The sequence below is a fragment of the Planktothrix sp. PCC 11201 genome (genome assembly GCF_900009135.1).
GTDB lineage: Bacteria > Cyanobacteriota > Cyanobacteriia > Cyanobacteriales > Microcoleaceae > Planktothrix.
Map to the genome: position 1 here is coordinate 452,934 of NZ_LT797710.1, position 16,588 is coordinate 469,521.

Sequence of the window (16,588 nt, forward strand, 5' to 3'; positions counted from 1 at the left end):
AAACTTGCACATCATTAGGTAAAGTTTCTTGGAGTTTTTGCTTGAGTTGGGCTAAGTCTTGATCGGGTTTAGCTTTAATTAAAACATAGGTAATGGGATCAGCTAGATTTAATTGTCTTGGGGGCGGAGAATTCAGGGGTTTTTGATTAGAGGATTGATCTTCATAACTTTGAGTACATTGTAGATCATCATTTTGAAGTTGACAAAGGGTTTGAGTTTTTACGGGGCTATTCACATAAGCATTAGCATTTTTTAAAGAAGTAAAGATAAAACTATTACTGACAATTGATTGGGTTCCCTGGGTAATTCCTCCTAATTTGGCTTCTAATCCTCCGAGTTTAGCAATATCACCAATATTTTTAATTTTCAGAGCATTTAATTTGCTCTCATCGACCATAATTGTATAGGGATTTTTTAAAGCATTAGCATCTCCTTGAATAATATTCCAAGGGGAAAATAATTCTCCATTGGGGTCGGAACCTACCACGGTAACGGCATGAATTTTATTCTCTAGGGGATCACGCCAACGGGCATTTCTAAAAATAAAGGCTTCTGCTCGTTCAACGCCATTAACAGCCTGAGCTTGGGTCATCCGTTCCAAAGAAATTGGCATGGTTAACTCTAAGTGAATCATGTCCTTAGAAGCGATCCAAAAATCTGCTTTCGAGTGATCAATTAGGATGGAAGAAGAACGAATAAACCCGGTTAAAATCCCATTTTGAATTGTCACTAAACTAACAGCAAACATAATCCCAGCTTGAGCGACCAAAAAACGGGGAATGTCTTCAAATAGGTTTTTTCGAGCAAGGGAAGCCATAGGTTAGAGGGCAGGGACAGGGCTATTATATAAGGATAACAGTCGTTACCTGTAACCCTGCCCTCCTTCCCTCCCTTGATCCCCTTGCTGTTTGAGTCTCCGTAATGCTATAACACCCAAGAACCCTCTTGTGTCCCCCTGGCGTTGAATGGGTTTAGAATCTTAGTCTGCTTCAAGCTGTTTGAGTTAATTGTGATGAGCGAAAACCAACAAGAACAAAGTCAAAGCCAATCTTCTAACAAGACTGCTTCAGGGAGTTCACCCCAAATTCCCATTCGTTCCCTGGTGAGAAAAAGTCGTGCCCAATGGCTCAAAGAACTTTGCACGAGTTTGGAAACTGGCAATACCCAACCCGTAACGGTCGATGAAACTCCCAGTTCCCCTGAATTAACCGAAACAGCCAACCAGATTGTTCTTTATCAGCCGTCTCAAGGGTCATCTTCTCCTCAACCCGAAAAACGCCAACGCTTTGTTCTACCCAAAACCATTCCAGTTAATCTAGTTCCCCTGGTTTTAGCCCTGTTGATTTTAGTTCCGGGGGGAATTGGGGTTTTAGCGATGAGTCTGTTGTTCCGTTTGCCCGCTTTACCCAATTGTCCCAAAATTTTCTGGCCCATAGCCTCGGCTTCCCTGCGGTTATATTGTGCAGAATCCGCCGCCAATAAACAAACCGTTCAAGACCTATTGGTTGCCATTGATTTAGTGGATAGTCTATCAAAAGATCATCCCCTACGTCCTGAAATTAATCGCCAAATTGAAAAATGGTCAATGGATATTTTGAATTTGGCAGAGGAGATGTTTCAAGCTGGACAACTTTCAGAAGCCATTGCCGCCGCCGAAAAAACCCCCGAACATACCCCAGCGGCCGCCCAAGTTTCCAAACGCATTGACCAATGGCGTTCTATTTGGGATGAAGCGGAACAAACCTATCAAAAATCTGAGGAATTAATGCGCCAAGAAAAGTTAAATTTGGCGTTTAAAGAAGCAACATTATTATTGAATTTAGGAAATAATTATTGGGCAACCACTAAATATCAAGCACTAACAGATTTGATTGCTATTACCCGTGAAGATAGCCAAAAATTAGCCAAAGCTAGAAGTTTGATCGCCCAAAGCAGTTTAGAGAAATGGATAGAGGCAGCCGGGTTAATTGAAAAACTTTCTCCTGAGAGTTATTTAAAAGATGCTGGACAAAAAGAAATTACCACTATAGGTAATAAAATCATGACTTTAGCCGAAGAAACCCTAAAAAATGGCAATTGGCAAGAAGCGATTAATATTGCGAATAAAATTCCAGGTAGTGCCAATTTACAAGAAAATGTTAAGGATTTTACGGTCTTAGCAAAAGCCAATGTTCCGGCTTTATTAGATACGGTTGTGGGCTTGAGAAATGCGATCGCCCAAGCTCAAAAAATCGGTCAAGATCGGCCCCTGTATCAAAAAGCCCAATCCTATATCCGCAATTGGCAAGAATCAATCGCTGATGTTGCTACCCTAGAACGGGCGCGACAATTAGCTCAACCTGGGGGCGTGAGTGACCTGCGGGCGGCTATTGCCCAAGTCCAAACCATCCCCGCCTCGAACCCGAGGGGCACCGAAGCCAAAACCGAAATGGTCAGTTGGACAAGGCGGATAGAAGAAATTGAAGATAGACCCCTGTTAGAGACGGCGGAACAATTGGCCAGTTTTGGTGATACCGATTCCCTGAAACAAGCGATCGCCCAGGCCCAAAAAATTGGTCGTGGACGAACATTATATGAAAATGCTCAAAATCAGATTGCTCAATGGACGGATCGCAGTCAACGACTACAATATCAACCCATCTTAGATCGGGCGGAACAGTTAGCATCCGAAGGTAGTTATGCCGAGGCGATCGCCCAGGCCCAACAAATTAGTTCGGGTGTAGTCTTATACAACACAGCCAAAACCAAAATTAGCCAATGGAATAGTCAACTCCGGGATGCCGAAAATCTCCGCAATTCAGAAGTTCTGGCTTCCCCTGGCACACCTGACTCCTACGCTGCGGCGATCAAAATGGCGAATCAAGTCTCCAATTCCAGTAAATTAAGAGGTCGGGTTGAGCAACTAATTGATCAATGGGGTCAAAATCTATTGCAACTGGGTTTAGATCAATCTACCTATGATGTTCCCGGTGCCATTGGCATCTTAAAGAAAATTCCCCCTCAAAGCACCGCCTATTCCCAAGCCCAGACCCAAATCCAAGATTGGCAACAATGGTTAAATCCTCCCGCACCGCCACCGGAATATCAACCCCCCGTGGACACCTACGAACCTCCGGTAGAACGGGCACAGCCCCCCGTTGAACCCGATCAACCTTCCCCCGCGCCGACCCCCACCCCAGAGGCAGCAGAGCAACCTCCGATTGAGTTAAATAAACCCCTCACCACTCCATCAACGGGCATATAAATCAGTTATCAGTCATCAGTTTATTACCCATTCGTAATTCGTAATTCGTAATTAACCATTACCTATTCCTGTATTGTTAACATTTGCAAGTTATATAAACTCGCATATAACCCATTTTGTGCCAGGAGTTCGTCGTGACTTCCCGACTCAACCAATTGCCCTCGTTTTAATACTAAAATCCGATCCACATTTCTAATCGTTGAAAGACGGTGAGCAATAATAATAGCGGTACGTTCTTTTAACAGACGTTCTAAGGCTTCTTGAATTAAAACTTCCGTTCCCACATCTAAATTAGCCGTTGCTTCATCTAAAACTAAAATTTGAGGATTCCGAATTGCTGCTCTGGCAAAGGCTAACAGTTGTTTTTGACCACTGGATAAATTCGTTCCCCGTTCTCGAAGTTCGGTATTATATCCTTGGGGTAACTGTTCAATAAAATGATTTATATTGGTTTTTTCCGCAGCCTGTTTAATTTCTGCCAAACTATAGGATTCTCCTAGGGTAATATTACTTTTAACATCTCCAGCAAATAAAAAACCATCCTGTAAAATCACCCCAATATGACGTCTAAGTTCGGTTTGACGTAACTCTCGAATATCAATGCCATCGACTAAAATTCGTCCTTGAGTGGGTTCATATAATCGACACAAGAGTCGAATAATCGTACTTTTTCCGGCGCCCGTTGGCCCGACTAAGGCGACTTTTTCCCCAGGACGAATGGTTAAATCGAGGTTTTTGATCACATAGTCATCTTCTTTATAGGCAAACCAAACATTTTCAAACCGAATTTCTCCCATTTGCACCCAATTTTGATCATCAGAATCTAGGGTAGAAAGATGGGCAGTAACTTGATCAAGATCCTGAATTTCTATCGGTTCATTCAAAATATTATTAATCCGTTCAATGGCGGTTAATCCTGATTGAATGGCGGTGAATTTTTCGGCAAATTGTCGTAGGGGATCAAACAATCGTTGGGCATATAAAATGAAAGCTGATAACGTCCCAAAACTCAATTCATTTTCCACAACTTGTCGGCCGCCAAACCACAAAACAACGCCAATGGCAATTAAGGCAATCCATTCTAAGGTTGCGGATACCGCCGAATCATAAAAAATAGTTTGATCAACGGCTTTAATATATCGAAGATTAGTAGCTCGAAATAATTCAGAATTAAATCTTTCTCGACGGAATAATTGTACAACCCCAATTCCCACCATATTTTCTTGAAATTGGGAATTAAGATTAGAAAGTTCGTCTCTTGATTTATAGTTAGCCTTCCGGTATTGTTGTTGAAAATAAACAATTACAGCCGTTACCGGAACCATCATTAAAACCAAAATCAAGGCTAATTTCCATTGCATCATAAACATCAAAATGGCAATGACTAAAATGGAAAATAAATCATTAACAATCCCAATTGCACCCGTAGAAAATACATCACCCAAGGCATCAACATCACTAGTTAAACGGGTAATTAATCGTCCCACTGGAGTGCGGTCAAAAAATCTCACCGCTAAAGAAGTGACATGATCAAATAAATCATTCCGAATATCCGTCGTAATTTGTTGACCTATTTTTTGCACCCAATATCCTTGAATTGATTGTAATAAAAATCGAGCTAAAATAGTAATTAGAAGGATAATAGCCAAAACATTCAATCCATCCGATAGAGACATTTCTCTGAGTAAGGGATGGGTTGTCGGTTCCTGACGGATGAGAGAAATCGCTTGTCCAATTAAAATGGGTTGAACGGCACCGGAAACCGAGAGGGGAATTAATAAAATCAAGCACAAAATTAATAACCGTCGATTCCGTTTTGCATACTCAGCAATTCGCACAAGTAAGCGCCAATCTGTTTCACGGGAGTTCTGTTCTTGAGGGGTATTGTTAGGAGAAATTAGGGTAGTCATTCCAACTTAAAATTTAAGTGATTTTCACTTCACAAAAGTCTAACACGCCTGATGGTCAGATCCCACCTTGGGGCATCACACCCTCGGTGCAAAATCCGTATCCAGGACATCCAACTCCAAATAACTCCTATAGCTCTACACAGCAAAGTTAAGACACTTCTAAATCCAGCAAACTCATTCCCTATTATCGTTCGACAAGGCTCTCCTGAGCGAAGTCGAAGCCTGTCATGAGCTTGTCGAATGGGGCTCACGACGCGGCCTGTTATACCCCAAAGCCTCAAATTTAGGGAAAAAATGTTTTTTAAACCATTTCAATCCGTGTAAATACGCAAATTGTGATGATTTAGGTCACTTTTTAACGATGCAGATCACATATTCTGGCATAAAATCTCACATAATTGTCGTTTTTATATCACATCAATTCAAGAATTAACGATATATCTTAATGGATATAACGTTCTTTATCTTTTTTAAAGAAACCTATCCAGTTGGGATCGCAGATAATGAATAGCTAAAGGATTTATAGTCTATTAGGAACTATAAATAGAATTTGAGGATAGAGTAGAAACCATGAAAACAATTCTAATTATTGAAGATGATGTTTTATTGCGTAGGAGTTTACTAAAAATTCTCCATGCTGAAGGATTTGAACTTCTCGAAGCCGATAATGGACAAATCGGGATCGAAATGATTCAAAACCAACAACCCGATTTAGTTTTATGTGATTTAATTATGCCGGATTTAGATGGGTATGGAGTCCTAGAACAGTTAAGAAGTAACCCCGATACCCTATCTATTCCTTTTATTTGTTTAACCGCCCAACATGAACGCAGTAATTTACGCCGGGTGATGGAACTGGGCGCGGATGACTATTTAACTAAACCCTATAGTAAATCTGAACTCTTAGCCGCCATTCAAGCTCAATTTAACAAACAAGAACAAATTCAGAATCCCACCTCAATTTCCGAGTCTGAAACCTTGATTCAATTAGTTGGAAATTTTAATGATGAATCTCATATCAACTTATCAGCACAATTGAATTTGCAGAGTAAATTCAAACAAATTATTAGAGACATTATCTCACCGGATCAGTCGGTTCCAGTATTTATTTTAAGTTTAGATCGCTTAGAACGATTTCAAGATTATTTAGGTACAAATTATGGGGATATTTTAGTCCAGGCGGTGATTAATCGGATTCATGATGAAATGCAAAGGGCTGGATTTGTAGTTAAATTAAAAAGTGAAAAAATCGCCTTGGTTTTGCCTCCGATTTCCGATGATCATGAAATTGAAGAAATTGCCATAAAACTTTTAAATTGTTTATCTAAACCGATTAAAATTTCCGACTATAAATTATTATTAGGTTGCTGTTTAGGGGTTTCCTTATATCCCCAACATGATGATGATTTTGATAACCTCCTGATCAAAGCTAATATTGCGTTGCGTCAGGCTCAACAACAGGGAACCCATTCCTATTTTCTCTATACAAATGAAATTTGGGCAAAAATTCAAGATCGGTTTCACTTAGAAATTGATCTGCATCATGCTTTAGAGAAAGAAGAATTTACGATCCATTATCAACCCCAGCTTGACTTAAAAACCGGAAAAATTACCGGAGCAGAAGCTCTATTTCGGTGGCGACATCCCCAACGGGGATTAGTTCCTCCGATTGAATGTTTAAGTATTGCGGAAGAAAATGATTTAATTGTAGAAATTGATGAATGGATGATTCGTCAAGTCTGTCAACAGTTAAAACAATGGCAAAATCAGGGATTTCAAATCTCCGTTGCGGTGAATGTTTCGGGAGTAAAATTTCATCAACGGAACTTAGGACGCTATGTGATGCAAGTGCTCAAGCAAACTAATTTAGATCCAAGTTGTTTAGAATTAGAACTAACAGAAAGTGTTTTAGTGAAAAATCCAGAACGTTCCGTTTCGATTCTCAATGAACTCAAAAATTTAGGTATCGGATTGTCCTTAGATGATTTTGGGACGGGTTATTCCTCCTTAAGCTACTTGCAAAAATTCCCCTTTGATACCTTAAAATTAGATCGCTGTTTTGTTCAAGACGTTAACCATCATATTAAAAATGCAGCCATTGTTAAAGCCACCATTGTCATGGCCCATAGTTTAGAGATGAGAGTCATTGCAGAAGGAGTAGAAACCAAAGCCGAACAAGAATTTTTGCGAGATTATGGCTGTGATTGTCTACAAGGATATTGGTTTAGTCGTCCCGTAGAAGCCCAGGTTTTTGAGCAAATGCTGAGGGCAAACGCCCAAGAAACAACGACTAAACCCCTATCAACTTTGGAGCATTAAATCCCCCAAAATTACGCTTTAACAGTTAGTTGTGCTTGGATTTGAGTAATTAAATCTTTCAGTCCGCCCGTATTCAAACGATAACTTAAGGGATGGGCAATTAAGTAGGCTGTACTTTCAAATAACACCTCAATTTCCGTTAATCCATTTTGCTGCAATGTTGCACCCGTAGAAACTAAATCTACAATCGCTTCAGACATTCCCGTAATAGGCCCCAATTCAACGGAGCCATATAATGGTATAATTTCCACTGGTAAATCCAAACTCTCAAAATACTCACTGGCACAGTGGACAAATTTAGAAGCGACCCGACTATGGGGCGGTAACTCTACCGGAATTTGATAGGGACTCGATTGTTTAACCGCAACCGACATCCGGCATTTGCCAAACTTGAGATCAACTAGTGAAGCGACTTGAGGCTTTTTCTCCCGCAGGACATCATAACCAACAATGCCTAACTGGGCTTGACCATATTCCACATAAACCGGGACATCCTGCGCCCGCACTAATAACGCCTTGGCCGTTTGAGTGGGATCATGAATTTGCAGTTGTCGATTGCCGGGATCTAAAAAAGCACTAAAATCAAGTCCAACGGCTTGCAGAAGTCGAATAGTTTCTATCAATAAAGCGCCTTTAGGCAGTGCTACGGTGATCATAGGAATGAGAAATGATAGGATTTAGGATTGATCAGTGCAGTTCGCCGAAAATTCGGTATCTGTTGAAACGGCAATAATTACCCTAACTTTTATTTACCAGATTATGGGACAGTTAACTCTGGTGATTGGCAACAAAAATTATTCTTCTTGGTCATTGCGTCCTTGGTTTCTTCTGAAGCAAGCCGGAATTAATTTTTCTGAAATTTTGATTGATTTAGGTAATCCCAACACCTACAAACAAATCCGGCGCTATTCTCCATCGGGAAAAGTTCCGGTATTATTAGACGGAGATTTAACGGTTTGGGAATCCCTAGCCATTTGTGAATATATTGCTGAAAATTTTATTCCTGATTTATGGCCGCAAAACTTAGAAGCCCGGACTTATGCGCGCTGTATCAGTTATGAAATGCACGCCGGATTTATCAATTTAAGGCAACAAATGCCGATGAATTGTCGGACTCGTTACCCCAGAGAAGGCATGAAACCGGACGTACAAACCGATATTGATCGGATTACGGCAATTTGGCGCGAATGTCGGGAACAATACGGCGCTCACGGTGAATTTTTATTCGGAAATTTTACCATTGCAGATGCGATGTTTGCCCCGGTTATTTCTCGATTTATTACCTATGATGTCAAGTTAGGAGAAATTGAACAGGCTTATGTCGAAAAAATTTGGTCACTTCCAGCCATGCAGGAATGGATTGATGCGGCTTATTTAGAACCAGAAATGATGCACTTTTGAATGGTTTTTATGATCACTTGTAGGGGCGGGTTTTGTAAAAATTTATGTTTCCCAAAAATAACTGTTCAAAACCCGCCCAACCCTGCTTAATATTCAATTGATTATAGATTTATTTGAGTTTGGGGCGGGTTTAGTTTGGGGCGGGTTTAGGTAGGTTATTTGTGGATATTATAGATTTATTTGAACCCGCCCCTACAGACCATGATTTTGGGAAAATTATTGTTAATTATATTAACTTTATCCTGAGATAATATTAGCAAATTATGAGAATTTTATTGGTTGATGATGAAGTCGAATTAACAGAACCTTTAAGCCGGGTATTAACCCGGGAAGGCTATACAGTTGATATTGCCACAGATGGGGATTTAGGTTGTGATTTAGCCCGTCAAAATCCGTATGATTTATTGATTTTGGATTGGATGTTGCCACAAAAATCCGGCTTAGAAATTTGTCAGGAATTGCGATCGCATTCAGATCAAACACCGATTCTATTTTTAACCGCAAAAGACACCCTAGATGATCGAGTTCAAGGATTAGATGCCGGGGCAGATGACTATTTAATGAAACCCTTTGAATTACGCGAATTATTAGCTAGGGTTCGTGCCTTATTACGTCGTTATCAAGTTATAGAATCCCCCGTTAATTCTAACCGTTTGCAAGTATTAGACTTAGAATTAGACCTCGATAATCAACTCGCCTATCGAGGTGGACGTATGATTGATTTATCAGAAAAAGAAAGCCAACTTTTAGCTTATTTGATGCGCTTTCCAGGACAATTATTAACCCATGATCAAATTCATCAACATCTCTGGGGAGCGGGTGAACAACCGAGCAGCAATGTATTAGCAGCACAAATTCGCCTGTTAAGAAGAAAAATCGAAACTACCGGGGAAATCCCCCTAATTCACACGGTTTATGGGAAAGGATATCGTTTGGGAGAATAGTTAAAATTAAAGGTTAAATTTCCCCAAATAGTGCTAATTTTTCAATGGTTCGCATAATCCAAGTTCTACCATTAATTGTTCATAATAAATATTATTAATGATGTGATCTAACTCAATTAAAATTATACGAGCTAGTAGGATAGATCAATAAATTATTGTTTTTTGTAAGGAACAATTACAGTATCTAGCATTGGAAAATGTTTTTGATTCAAAGTTACTAAGTGAGCTTGTTTAACTTCAGCAGTAGCAGCAATTAACGCATCAGCCAGTCCTACACCATGACTTTTTCCATAATCTCGGCGATATAATCCTCCTTTAATAGCAATTTCTTCATTAATAGGTACAATTTTAAAGGCAAGAAAAAAGGTATCTAACACCTCTCTTTCTTTCCCTTCCCGAACGCCTGAATAAAGTTCAGCAACAGTAATACTTGAAATTAAAATAGATTCTTCTATTAAATTTTCTAAGTAAGTAACAGCTTGCGATCACCCTCGTAAAAAGTCGATTAAAACATCAGTATCAATTAATAAAATCTTAGGCATATTGACCAATAAAAATTGTTAAAATCTCTGCCATTCCTGACGTAAATGTTGTAAATCAGGGATATCTATATCTTCTCGATCTGCCCATACTCCTTTAGCTTGTTGTATTAATAAATATCGGTTTTGCCGTTGATAGTCTTTAATTAATTGTTCAACTGCTTCGCTAATTAATTGACTTTGAGTTTTTCCCGTTTCTCGTGAAATTTCAGCCAGAGCATTTTGCAGGGGTTCATCTAAACTAATTTTAGTTTCAGGCATAGATTTTAGAAATTGTAAATGGTATTTTAATTATAGATTAACTTTAGGGATAAGAAATTGTACTAGCCAGATAATTTACACTCCTCAAAATCTGACTTAATGCTTCTTCCCCTGGTATCGGTTGCACTACACCAGTCCGAATTTCATCTCGACGCTGTTTTGCTTCTGTTATCCATAGTGTTTGTATAGTTTCATCAACATCAAACTCCAAACTTTCGACTAATTTCTCGACGAGAAGCACTCTCGATGCACTGGGTAAAGATAATGCTTCTGTAATTAATTCCTCAACGGTTCGCATAATCCAAGTTCTGCCATTAACTGTTCATGAGAAATATTATTATGGCGTTCATCATGACGCTTTTTAGTTGTACTAATAGGAATATCGGCTAACGTTAAGAGAGGTAAAGTTAACGCCTCTTGAAAAGCTTCAATATCCCTAGCTAACGTTTCTAAAGATTGACCGATGGGTTCTACTGCATTTTGTGTACAACTGATAATTGTTCCATCTTCGGCATAGAAGACTTCACGAATGATATAGTCACCATTAGGTTCTTGAAAAACACGATAATTCCAGTTCATCATTCTATATATATCCTCCTGTTGACCTGAAAAGAAAAGTTTAGTCTTGGGTTGTATTTTTTTCAACCCAAGTTACTAACTTAAAAATTCTTTGATTGAGGGAGACAAGATAGTAGTTTCTTACGGTATGCCAACACAGTGTAAACAGTGTGGCAATGTTGTTTATTCAAACGAGGTAAGAATTTACGAATTAATTGAGTTTCTAATCCGGGTAAACTACAGTATTCAGCTTCAAAATAAACTATCCTCCAGTTGTAATTTATAAGATGATGATTTTGCCATCGCTGCCTCAAATTTTTGGTTTTACCAATATACAAAACTTCGCCTAATTCGTTGACAACAAAGTAAATTCCTGAAGTTCGAGGTAAAAAATGCCGATCCTTTATTGATACTTGTGGCAAATTTGTAATTTCCATAATTTACTTCTTCTTTTTGTTTTTATTATTATTGTTAGCTGATAAAGCCTTTTTAGCATCAAGTACCCGATGAACATCTTGTCTAGTTATACGGTCTCCTAGTTTAGGTTCTTCCGGTTCAATCATTAAGGCATCAGCAGCAGAAGCAATTGCTTCAATAGGATTCATACCTTTACGCCGTATGTACTTTGCAGCTAAATCCTCTATCTGGGTAATTCGCTGTAGTTGATTAACATGAACATGATCTTTAGGTGTTTTGTAATCTGCTATATCTAGGTGTTTATTGATTTCTTTTTTATATTTACCAAATAAAAATTGATAAATTTTACCAAGAGCAGAAGCATATATTCCCCTAGCTCCACCTCTTATAGAGTATTCTTTAGTATACTCTTGAATTGAACTTTGATTATTTTCAATCCATTCTCCAATTGCTGCCCTTAAATCTATATTGAGCATAATTGACGCATTACGATACTCAAACTTTTGGATGTATTCATCTTCATCTCTTACTACTCCAAAAGCGTGATCTGCTCTACGTTCTAATGTCTCCTGCATCGCAGCCGCCATCAAACTAATTGCAGGTCGGCGCTCTCCTACAAGGACGGCATACATTATAACCGCCATAAAGTCTTCAGTTGAAATCAAATAGCTCTCAATAAAGCCTTGTTCTTGTTGAGATTCATAGTCTCCTTTAAAACCATAGCCTTTCAACCTATGTAAAGCATTACCTTTTGCTCGCAGGGTTTCGCTTAACCATCCTTCATTGAATCCAACTGCTTTACTAGCTTGTCTCATTGACCATCGATATTCACCATTAGGCATCATGGAGATTGGCATAGGAATTCCGCCAATGGTTATCATCTTGTTCTTCCCGTATGAAACTTCTGGCTCTTCAGCGAATTTTTTGAGTTGCGTCATAGGTGCTTCCTTATTTGATAAATTGCTATGGGGTTAACCCTATGGCAATGATAAGCCATTTTTGCCATAGGGTCAACCCCATGAGGTTTTTTCTTTGTTTACTAGATGCAACTATGTATCTAGTAAATTCTGTACCTCAACCTAAGCTAAAAAGCATTACCTTTTGCTCACAGGGTTTCGCTTAACCATCCTTCATTCCTCCATTGAATCCAAGTGCTTTACTAACTTGTCTCATTGACCATCGATATTCACCATTAGGCATCATGTAAACTGTCATAGGAATTCCGCCAATGGTTATCGTCTTGTTTTTCCCGTATGAACCTTCTGGCTCTTCACCGAATTTCTTGGGTTGCGTCATAGGTGCTTCCTTATTTGATAAATTGCTATGGGGTTGACCCTATGGCAATGATAAGTCATTTTTGCCATAGGGTCAACCCCATGAGGTTGTTTCTGGTTTTACTAGATGCAACAAGGTGGGCAATGCCCACCCAACAATTTAAACCTTAAACTTCTCGGTAATTCGACGCATAGCTTCTTCTACATTTTCCCGACTATTGAAAGCAGAAATACGGAAATAACCCTCCCCCGCCGCACCGAAACCAGAACCCGGAGTTCCCACAACATTACAGGTTTGTAACAGCTTATCGAAGAAATCCCAACTCGATAAACCTTGAGGTGTTTTCACCCAAACATAGGGGGCATTTTCTCCCCCATAAACACTTAATCCCGCCGCCGTTAATTGCTCCCGAATAATTTGGGCATTTTCCATATAAAATTGAATTAACGCCTTAACTTGAGCTTTTCCTGCGTCTGAATAAACCGCCTCCGCCGCCCGTTGAATAATATAGGAAACACCGTTAAATTTAGTCGCTTGACGACGATTCCATAACTTCCATAATTCCACATCGGAACCATCTTTAGCTTTAGCGGTTAAGGTTTTTGGAACTACCGTAAACGCACAACGAGTTCCCGTAAATCCGGCGGTTTTGGAGAAAGAACGAAACTCAATCGCACAGTCTTTTGCCCCAGGAATTTCATAGATAGAACGGGGTAAATTCGGGTCAGAAATAAACGCTTCATAAGCCGCATCATATAATATAATAGAACCGTTAGCTTTAGCGTATTCGACCCAGGCGGTTAAGTGTTCTTTAGTTGCCGTTGCCCCCGTGGGATTATTAGGAAAACACAGATAAATTAAATCCACTTTTTGGGTCGGAATAGCAGCAGTAAAATTATTTTCCGCCGTAATTGGAATATAAACTAAACCCCCATATTCTCCATTTTCATTAGCATCTCCCGTGTGTCCTGCCATCACATTTGTATCGACATAAACGGGATAAACCGGGTCAGTGACGGCGATAATATTATCATCTCCAAAAATATCTAAAATATTTCCGGTATCGCATTTTGAACCGTCGGAAATGAAGATTTCATCGGCGGAAATATCGCAACCTCTAGCTTGGAAATCGTGGGCGGCAATTTTTTCGCGTAACCAACCATAACCCTGTTCCGGGCCGTAACCTTTGAAGGTGTCACGGTTGCCCATGTCTTCGACGGCCTGAAGCATGGCTTGACGGCAGGCTGCGGGTAAGGGTTCGGTGACGTCCCCAATGCCTAAACGGATGATTTTGGCGTCGGGGTTGGCTTCTGCAAAAGCATTCACCCGGCGGGCAATTTCGGGAAATAGATATCCGGCTTTGAGTTTGAGATAGTTATCGTTAAGGGTTGCCATAGTTGATTACCAATGCAAAATTTAGGGTGTAATTTCAGTGTTCAAAAGTAACTGAACCTTCTATCATACAAGGGTTTGGGATCGCTTTTTCAAACTTTTGTCCACAGGGCAAGACCACCGCCTCGACCCCTAGCTGCAATTAGATTGGGAGTAATCACAAAAAAGGCAAAAAAGGCTTGATTCTTAATAGAATCTTGATAAAATTTTTCAGAATTGCTGGAGGTTCCAGGCATTTTACCTTCATAGAGATTTAAGCCAAAAAGTTTGGAGGTAACATAGGTAAAATCGAAGGCGAGAATATTCTTTTTATCTAAAAACTTTGCGGGGCCAGTTAGAGTTAAATTAAACTGATTTAATTTAACACAATTTTGAATAATTCCTGCGTCTATTTCTGGGGGTTTTTCTATTTTTAATAGGGGATGGGGATGTCGAGAATAAATAATTTGTAAATTCAAAAAACTGGGAATATAAAGTCCGCCACCTTTAACAAATCCGGCTTGTTTACGGATTTTCTGGGTTCCACTCACCCAACAGAGTCGCCAGTTTCCAATCAAGGATTCAAAGCTATGTTTTTCTTTAGTTTTTTTGGCTTGATTTTCACATCGAATTAAGGTTTCAGCGACAATAGAAGAATTGGGCTTTTCTCCATTACCTGTTAACACAAATTGAGCTACTTTTTCTAACAGCAGAATATCATTTTCCATGGGATTTTAAGGTTATTGAAGGTTGGTTGTGGGTGGGTACAAAGAACGCTTACATACCCTAGAATTTTTCCCCCTCTCCTTCTATAATATGGGGTGCATTTCGAGAGATTAACCAAGTAATAAAACCCCCGGCGATCGCTAATCCTGCTAAACTCAAAAACACATTAGATAACCCAATTAAGGTTTCCGCAAATCCCGCTAAAGCTAAGGGTAAACTCAAGGCAATATTAATCGCATTATTCTGAAGACCAAAGACTTTTCCGCGCATTGCTTCCGGGGTTTCCGCTTGAATTGTGGTTTGCATGGGAATTGCTACAATTGCCCCAAAAATTCCTAAGCCGAAAATTAAGATTAAAGTCGGCCATAATTGTTCATTAAAGAGGGATAATCCCCCTAATGATCCGGCGACTCCAAAAGAACCCATTAACGCCAATTGAAAATGAGTAAATCGATGCCCCAGATGCCCCAGAAGCGTTGCTCCAAGACCCATTCCCGCCCCTCCAGCAGCTAAGAGAAAGCCAAACTGGGAGGAACTAATCTCGGGAATAATTTCCGCTAAACGCACGGCTAAAACCGCTAGGGCGGCAAAAATTGAAAACAGAATAATTAATTGGAGTAAAGCATTTCTAATCAAAGTATGATTGCTTAAATAACGAATTCCATCCCGTAAATCTTCTAAAATATGGGGTTGTTCATGGTTGGAATTATTGTTTTTTTCTTGGGTATTTAAAAGCATTAAAATCAACCCGGCAATCACATATTCTCCCCCGACAATTAATTCTTTTCCGATGGATTGTAAACCGATTTGATTAGCAATTAAATCCGCCAGGGCTAATAGGGGTTCTCCCACCGCAAACCCTACAATTACCGAAGCCATCATGGTTGTAGTATACAGAGAATTCGCGGATAATAAATGACGTTTTTCCACGACTAAAGGAATCGCTGATTGTTCCGCCGGGGCAAAAAATTGAGTCAGGGTAGAGACTAAAAAAGTAGTAATTAATAAAATATAAAATCCTACGGGTAACAGACCAAAATATTGATCTTGAAACAGCCATAAAATTAGGGGTAAAGCCATAACTAAACCCCCGCGTAATAGATTGGTAATCACTAAAACCGCTTTTTTTGACCATCGATCAACAAATACTCCCGCACCCGCTCCAAACAAAATTGCCGGAATAGTAAACGCCATCATAATTGCCGATACCCAACCACTAATGGTTTGATCAGCCTGTTGAAAGCGAGTCGAAATAATGGCAATCATTAATACTAAATAAACCTTATCCGCCAGTTGAGAAAACAGTTGTCCACTCCAAAGGGCGAGGAAATTTTTGTTTCTTAGGACGGGTAAAAATCCCCTTTCTTGTTCCCCTGGGGGTTCAGGAATAGGGCTATTGTGATCGTAATTATTTTTTCCATTGTCCAATTCTGCGGAACTAGACGGGGTAATTTCTATCAAGGAGTCTGTCTCCCAATCTTTCATAATGGCTAAGGGTGGATGGAATTTCAAGTTTTTTTCTAAATCTGGCGATCGCATCTTATAATTTTAAATCAGTATTCTAAGAGCAGTCAGGTTTGAGCGAAAATAGACACTCTCTCCCTAACATTTTATTGACACTCT

Annotated in this window: 17 protein-coding genes (1 of these 17 running past the window's edge); 4 read left to right on the forward strand and 13 right to left on the reverse strand. The window is 39.6% G+C overall.

All coding sequences use genetic code 11. The features are described from left to right. A protein-coding gene (locus tag PL11201_RS21345) for an FtsX-like permease family protein (RefSeq protein ID WP_079680859.1) crosses the window boundary here: on the reverse strand, positions 1-817 show its 5' portion. It extends 437 nt beyond the left edge of the window; 817 of the gene's 1,254 nt are visible here — the first part of the coding sequence; its start codon is at positions 815-817; its stop codon lies off the left edge, out of view. A 195-nt stretch (positions 818-1,012) separates the two neighbouring features. On the opposite strand from PL11201_RS21345, the gene PL11201_RS21350 reads away from it, so the two are divergent. Then, a complete protein-coding gene (locus tag PL11201_RS21350) occupies positions 1,013-3,244 on the forward strand; it encodes an AAA family ATPase (protein ID WP_079680860.1) in 2,232 nt (743 codons plus the stop codon). A gap of 62 nt (positions 3,245-3,306) precedes the next feature. Here PL11201_RS21350 and PL11201_RS21355 read toward each other — a convergent pair whose 3' ends face one another. Next, entirely contained in the window at positions 3,307-5,154 is a 1,848-nt protein-coding gene (locus PL11201_RS21355) for an ABC transporter ATP-binding protein (RefSeq protein ID WP_079680861.1), read from the reverse strand. 570 nt (positions 5,155-5,724) lie between these two features. On the opposite strand from PL11201_RS21355, the gene PL11201_RS21360 reads away from it, so the two are divergent. Continuing rightward, positions 5,725-7,473, forward strand: a complete 1,749-nt coding sequence (locus PL11201_RS21360) for a two-component system response regulator (protein WP_079680862.1) — start codon at positions 5,725-5,727, stop codon at positions 7,471-7,473. A gap of 11 nt (positions 7,474-7,484) precedes the next feature. On the opposite strand, the gene hisG is transcribed toward PL11201_RS21360, so the two are convergent. Further along, positions 7,485-8,129 carry an ATP phosphoribosyltransferase gene (hisG, locus tag PL11201_RS21365; RefSeq protein WP_079680863.1) on the reverse strand — a complete coding sequence of 215 codons (645 nt, stop codon included), beginning with the start codon at positions 8,127-8,129 and terminating at the stop codon, positions 7,485-7,487. Positions 8,130-8,163: 34 nt separating this feature from the next. Here hisG and PL11201_RS21370 point away from each other — a divergent pair, with 34 nt between their 5' ends. Both PL11201_RS21370 and rppA read left to right on the forward strand, forming a co-directional pair. After that, the gene (locus PL11201_RS21370; protein WP_234996793.1) at positions 8,164-8,874 is read left to right on the forward strand and encodes a glutathione S-transferase family protein; all 711 of its coding nucleotides are present in this window, start codon (positions 8,164-8,166) and stop codon (positions 8,872-8,874) included. 263 nt (positions 8,875-9,137) lie between these two features. Then, entirely contained in the window at positions 9,138-9,818 is a 681-nt protein-coding gene (gene rppA, locus PL11201_RS21375) for a two-component system response regulator RppA (protein ID WP_079680864.1), read from the forward strand. A gap of 152 nt (positions 9,819-9,970) precedes the next feature. On the opposite strand, the gene PL11201_RS21380 is transcribed toward rppA, so the two are convergent. From PL11201_RS21380 to PL11201_RS21420, 10 genes are all read right to left on the reverse strand, one after another. Next, on the reverse strand, positions 9,971-10,273 hold the full coding sequence (locus PL11201_RS21380; protein WP_200816845.1) for a type II toxin-antitoxin system VapC family toxin: 303 nt from the start codon (positions 10,271-10,273) through the stop codon (positions 9,971-9,973). 105 nt (positions 10,274-10,378) lie between these two features. After that, entirely contained in the window at positions 10,379-10,618 is a 240-nt protein-coding gene (locus PL11201_RS21385; protein ID WP_079680865.1) for a ribbon-helix-helix domain-containing protein, read from the reverse strand. A gap of 43 nt (positions 10,619-10,661) precedes the next feature. Continuing rightward, on the reverse strand, positions 10,662-10,916 hold the full coding sequence (locus PL11201_RS21390; RefSeq protein ID WP_079680866.1) for an addiction module protein: 255 nt from the start codon (positions 10,914-10,916) through the stop codon (positions 10,662-10,664). Continuing rightward, positions 10,895-11,200, reverse strand: a complete 306-nt coding sequence (locus PL11201_RS21395; protein WP_079680867.1) for a hypothetical protein — start codon at positions 11,198-11,200, stop codon at positions 10,895-10,897. The genes PL11201_RS21390 and PL11201_RS21395 overlap by 22 nt, the downstream gene beginning before the upstream one ends. 77 nt (positions 11,201-11,277) lie before the next feature. Then, on the reverse strand, positions 11,278-11,613 hold the full coding sequence (locus PL11201_RS27560) for a GIY-YIG nuclease family protein (RefSeq protein WP_079680868.1): 336 nt from the start codon (positions 11,611-11,613) through the stop codon (positions 11,278-11,280). 3 nt (positions 11,614-11,616) lie between these two features. Next, positions 11,617-12,531 (reverse strand): hypothetical protein, encoded by a 915-nt coding sequence (locus PL11201_RS21405; protein WP_079680869.1) that lies wholly within the window; start codon positions 12,529-12,531, stop codon positions 11,617-11,619. 181 nt (positions 12,532-12,712) lie between these two features. Continuing rightward, positions 12,713-12,889, reverse strand: a complete 177-nt coding sequence (locus PL11201_RS26555) for a hypothetical protein (RefSeq protein WP_159451567.1) — start codon at positions 12,887-12,889, stop codon at positions 12,713-12,715. Positions 12,890-13,027: 138 nt separating this feature from the next. Next, a complete protein-coding gene (locus PL11201_RS21410; RefSeq protein WP_079680870.1) occupies positions 13,028-14,263 on the reverse strand; it encodes an LL-diaminopimelate aminotransferase in 1,236 nt (411 codons plus the stop codon). An 89-nt stretch (positions 14,264-14,352) separates the two neighbouring features. Beyond that, entirely contained in the window at positions 14,353-14,967 is a 615-nt protein-coding gene (locus PL11201_RS21415; protein ID WP_079680871.1) for a hypothetical protein, read from the reverse strand. A gap of 58 nt (positions 14,968-15,025) precedes the next feature. Then, a complete protein-coding gene (locus tag PL11201_RS21420; protein WP_079680872.1) occupies positions 15,026-16,504 on the reverse strand; it encodes an MFS transporter in 1,479 nt (492 codons plus the stop codon). Positions 16,505-16,588 lie beyond the last annotated feature (84 nt).

Bases quoted from the DNA above. Each gene is read 5' to 3' on its own strand.
- PL11201_RS21350 (WP_079680860.1), top strand. From the start codon at position 1,013: ATGAGCGAAAACCAACAAGAACAAAGTCAAAGCCAATCTTCTAACAAG.
- PL11201_RS21355 (WP_079680861.1), bottom strand. From the start codon at position 5,154: ATGACTACCCTAATTTCTCCTAACAATACCCCTCAAGAACAGAACTCC.
- PL11201_RS21360 (WP_079680862.1), top strand. From the start codon at position 5,725: ATGAAAACAATTCTAATTATTGAAGATGATGTTTTATTGCGTAGGAGT.
- hisG (WP_079680863.1), bottom strand. From the start codon at position 8,129: ATGATCACCGTAGCACTGCCTAAAGGCGCTTTATTGATAGAAACTATT.
- rppA (WP_079680864.1), top strand. From the start codon at position 9,138: ATGAGAATTTTATTGGTTGATGATGAAGTCGAATTAACAGAACCTTTA.
- PL11201_RS21385 (WP_079680865.1), bottom strand. From the start codon at position 10,618: ATGCCTGAAACTAAAATTAGTTTAGATGAACCCCTGCAAAATGCTCTG.
- PL11201_RS21390 (WP_079680866.1), bottom strand. From the start codon at position 10,916: ATGCGAACCGTTGAGGAATTAATTACAGAAGCATTATCTTTACCCAGT.
- PL11201_RS21395 (WP_079680867.1), bottom strand. From the start codon at position 11,200: ATGATGAACTGGAATTATCGTGTTTTTCAAGAACCTAATGGTGACTAT.
- PL11201_RS27560 (WP_079680868.1), bottom strand. From the start codon at position 11,613: ATGGAAATTACAAATTTGCCACAAGTATCAATAAAGGATCGGCATTTT.
- PL11201_RS21405 (WP_079680869.1), bottom strand. From the start codon at position 12,531: ATGACGCAACTCAAAAAATTCGCTGAAGAGCCAGAAGTTTCATACGGG.
- PL11201_RS26555 (WP_159451567.1), bottom strand. From the start codon at position 12,889: ATGACGCAACCCAAGAAATTCGGTGAAGAGCCAGAAGGTTCATACGGG.
- PL11201_RS21410 (WP_079680870.1), bottom strand. From the start codon at position 14,263: ATGGCAACCCTTAACGATAACTATCTCAAACTCAAAGCCGGATATCTA.
- PL11201_RS21415 (WP_079680871.1), bottom strand. From the start codon at position 14,967: ATGGAAAATGATATTCTGCTGTTAGAAAAAGTAGCTCAATTTGTGTTA.
- PL11201_RS21420 (WP_079680872.1), bottom strand. From the start codon at position 16,504: ATGCGATCGCCAGATTTAGAAAAAAACTTGAAATTCCATCCACCCTTA.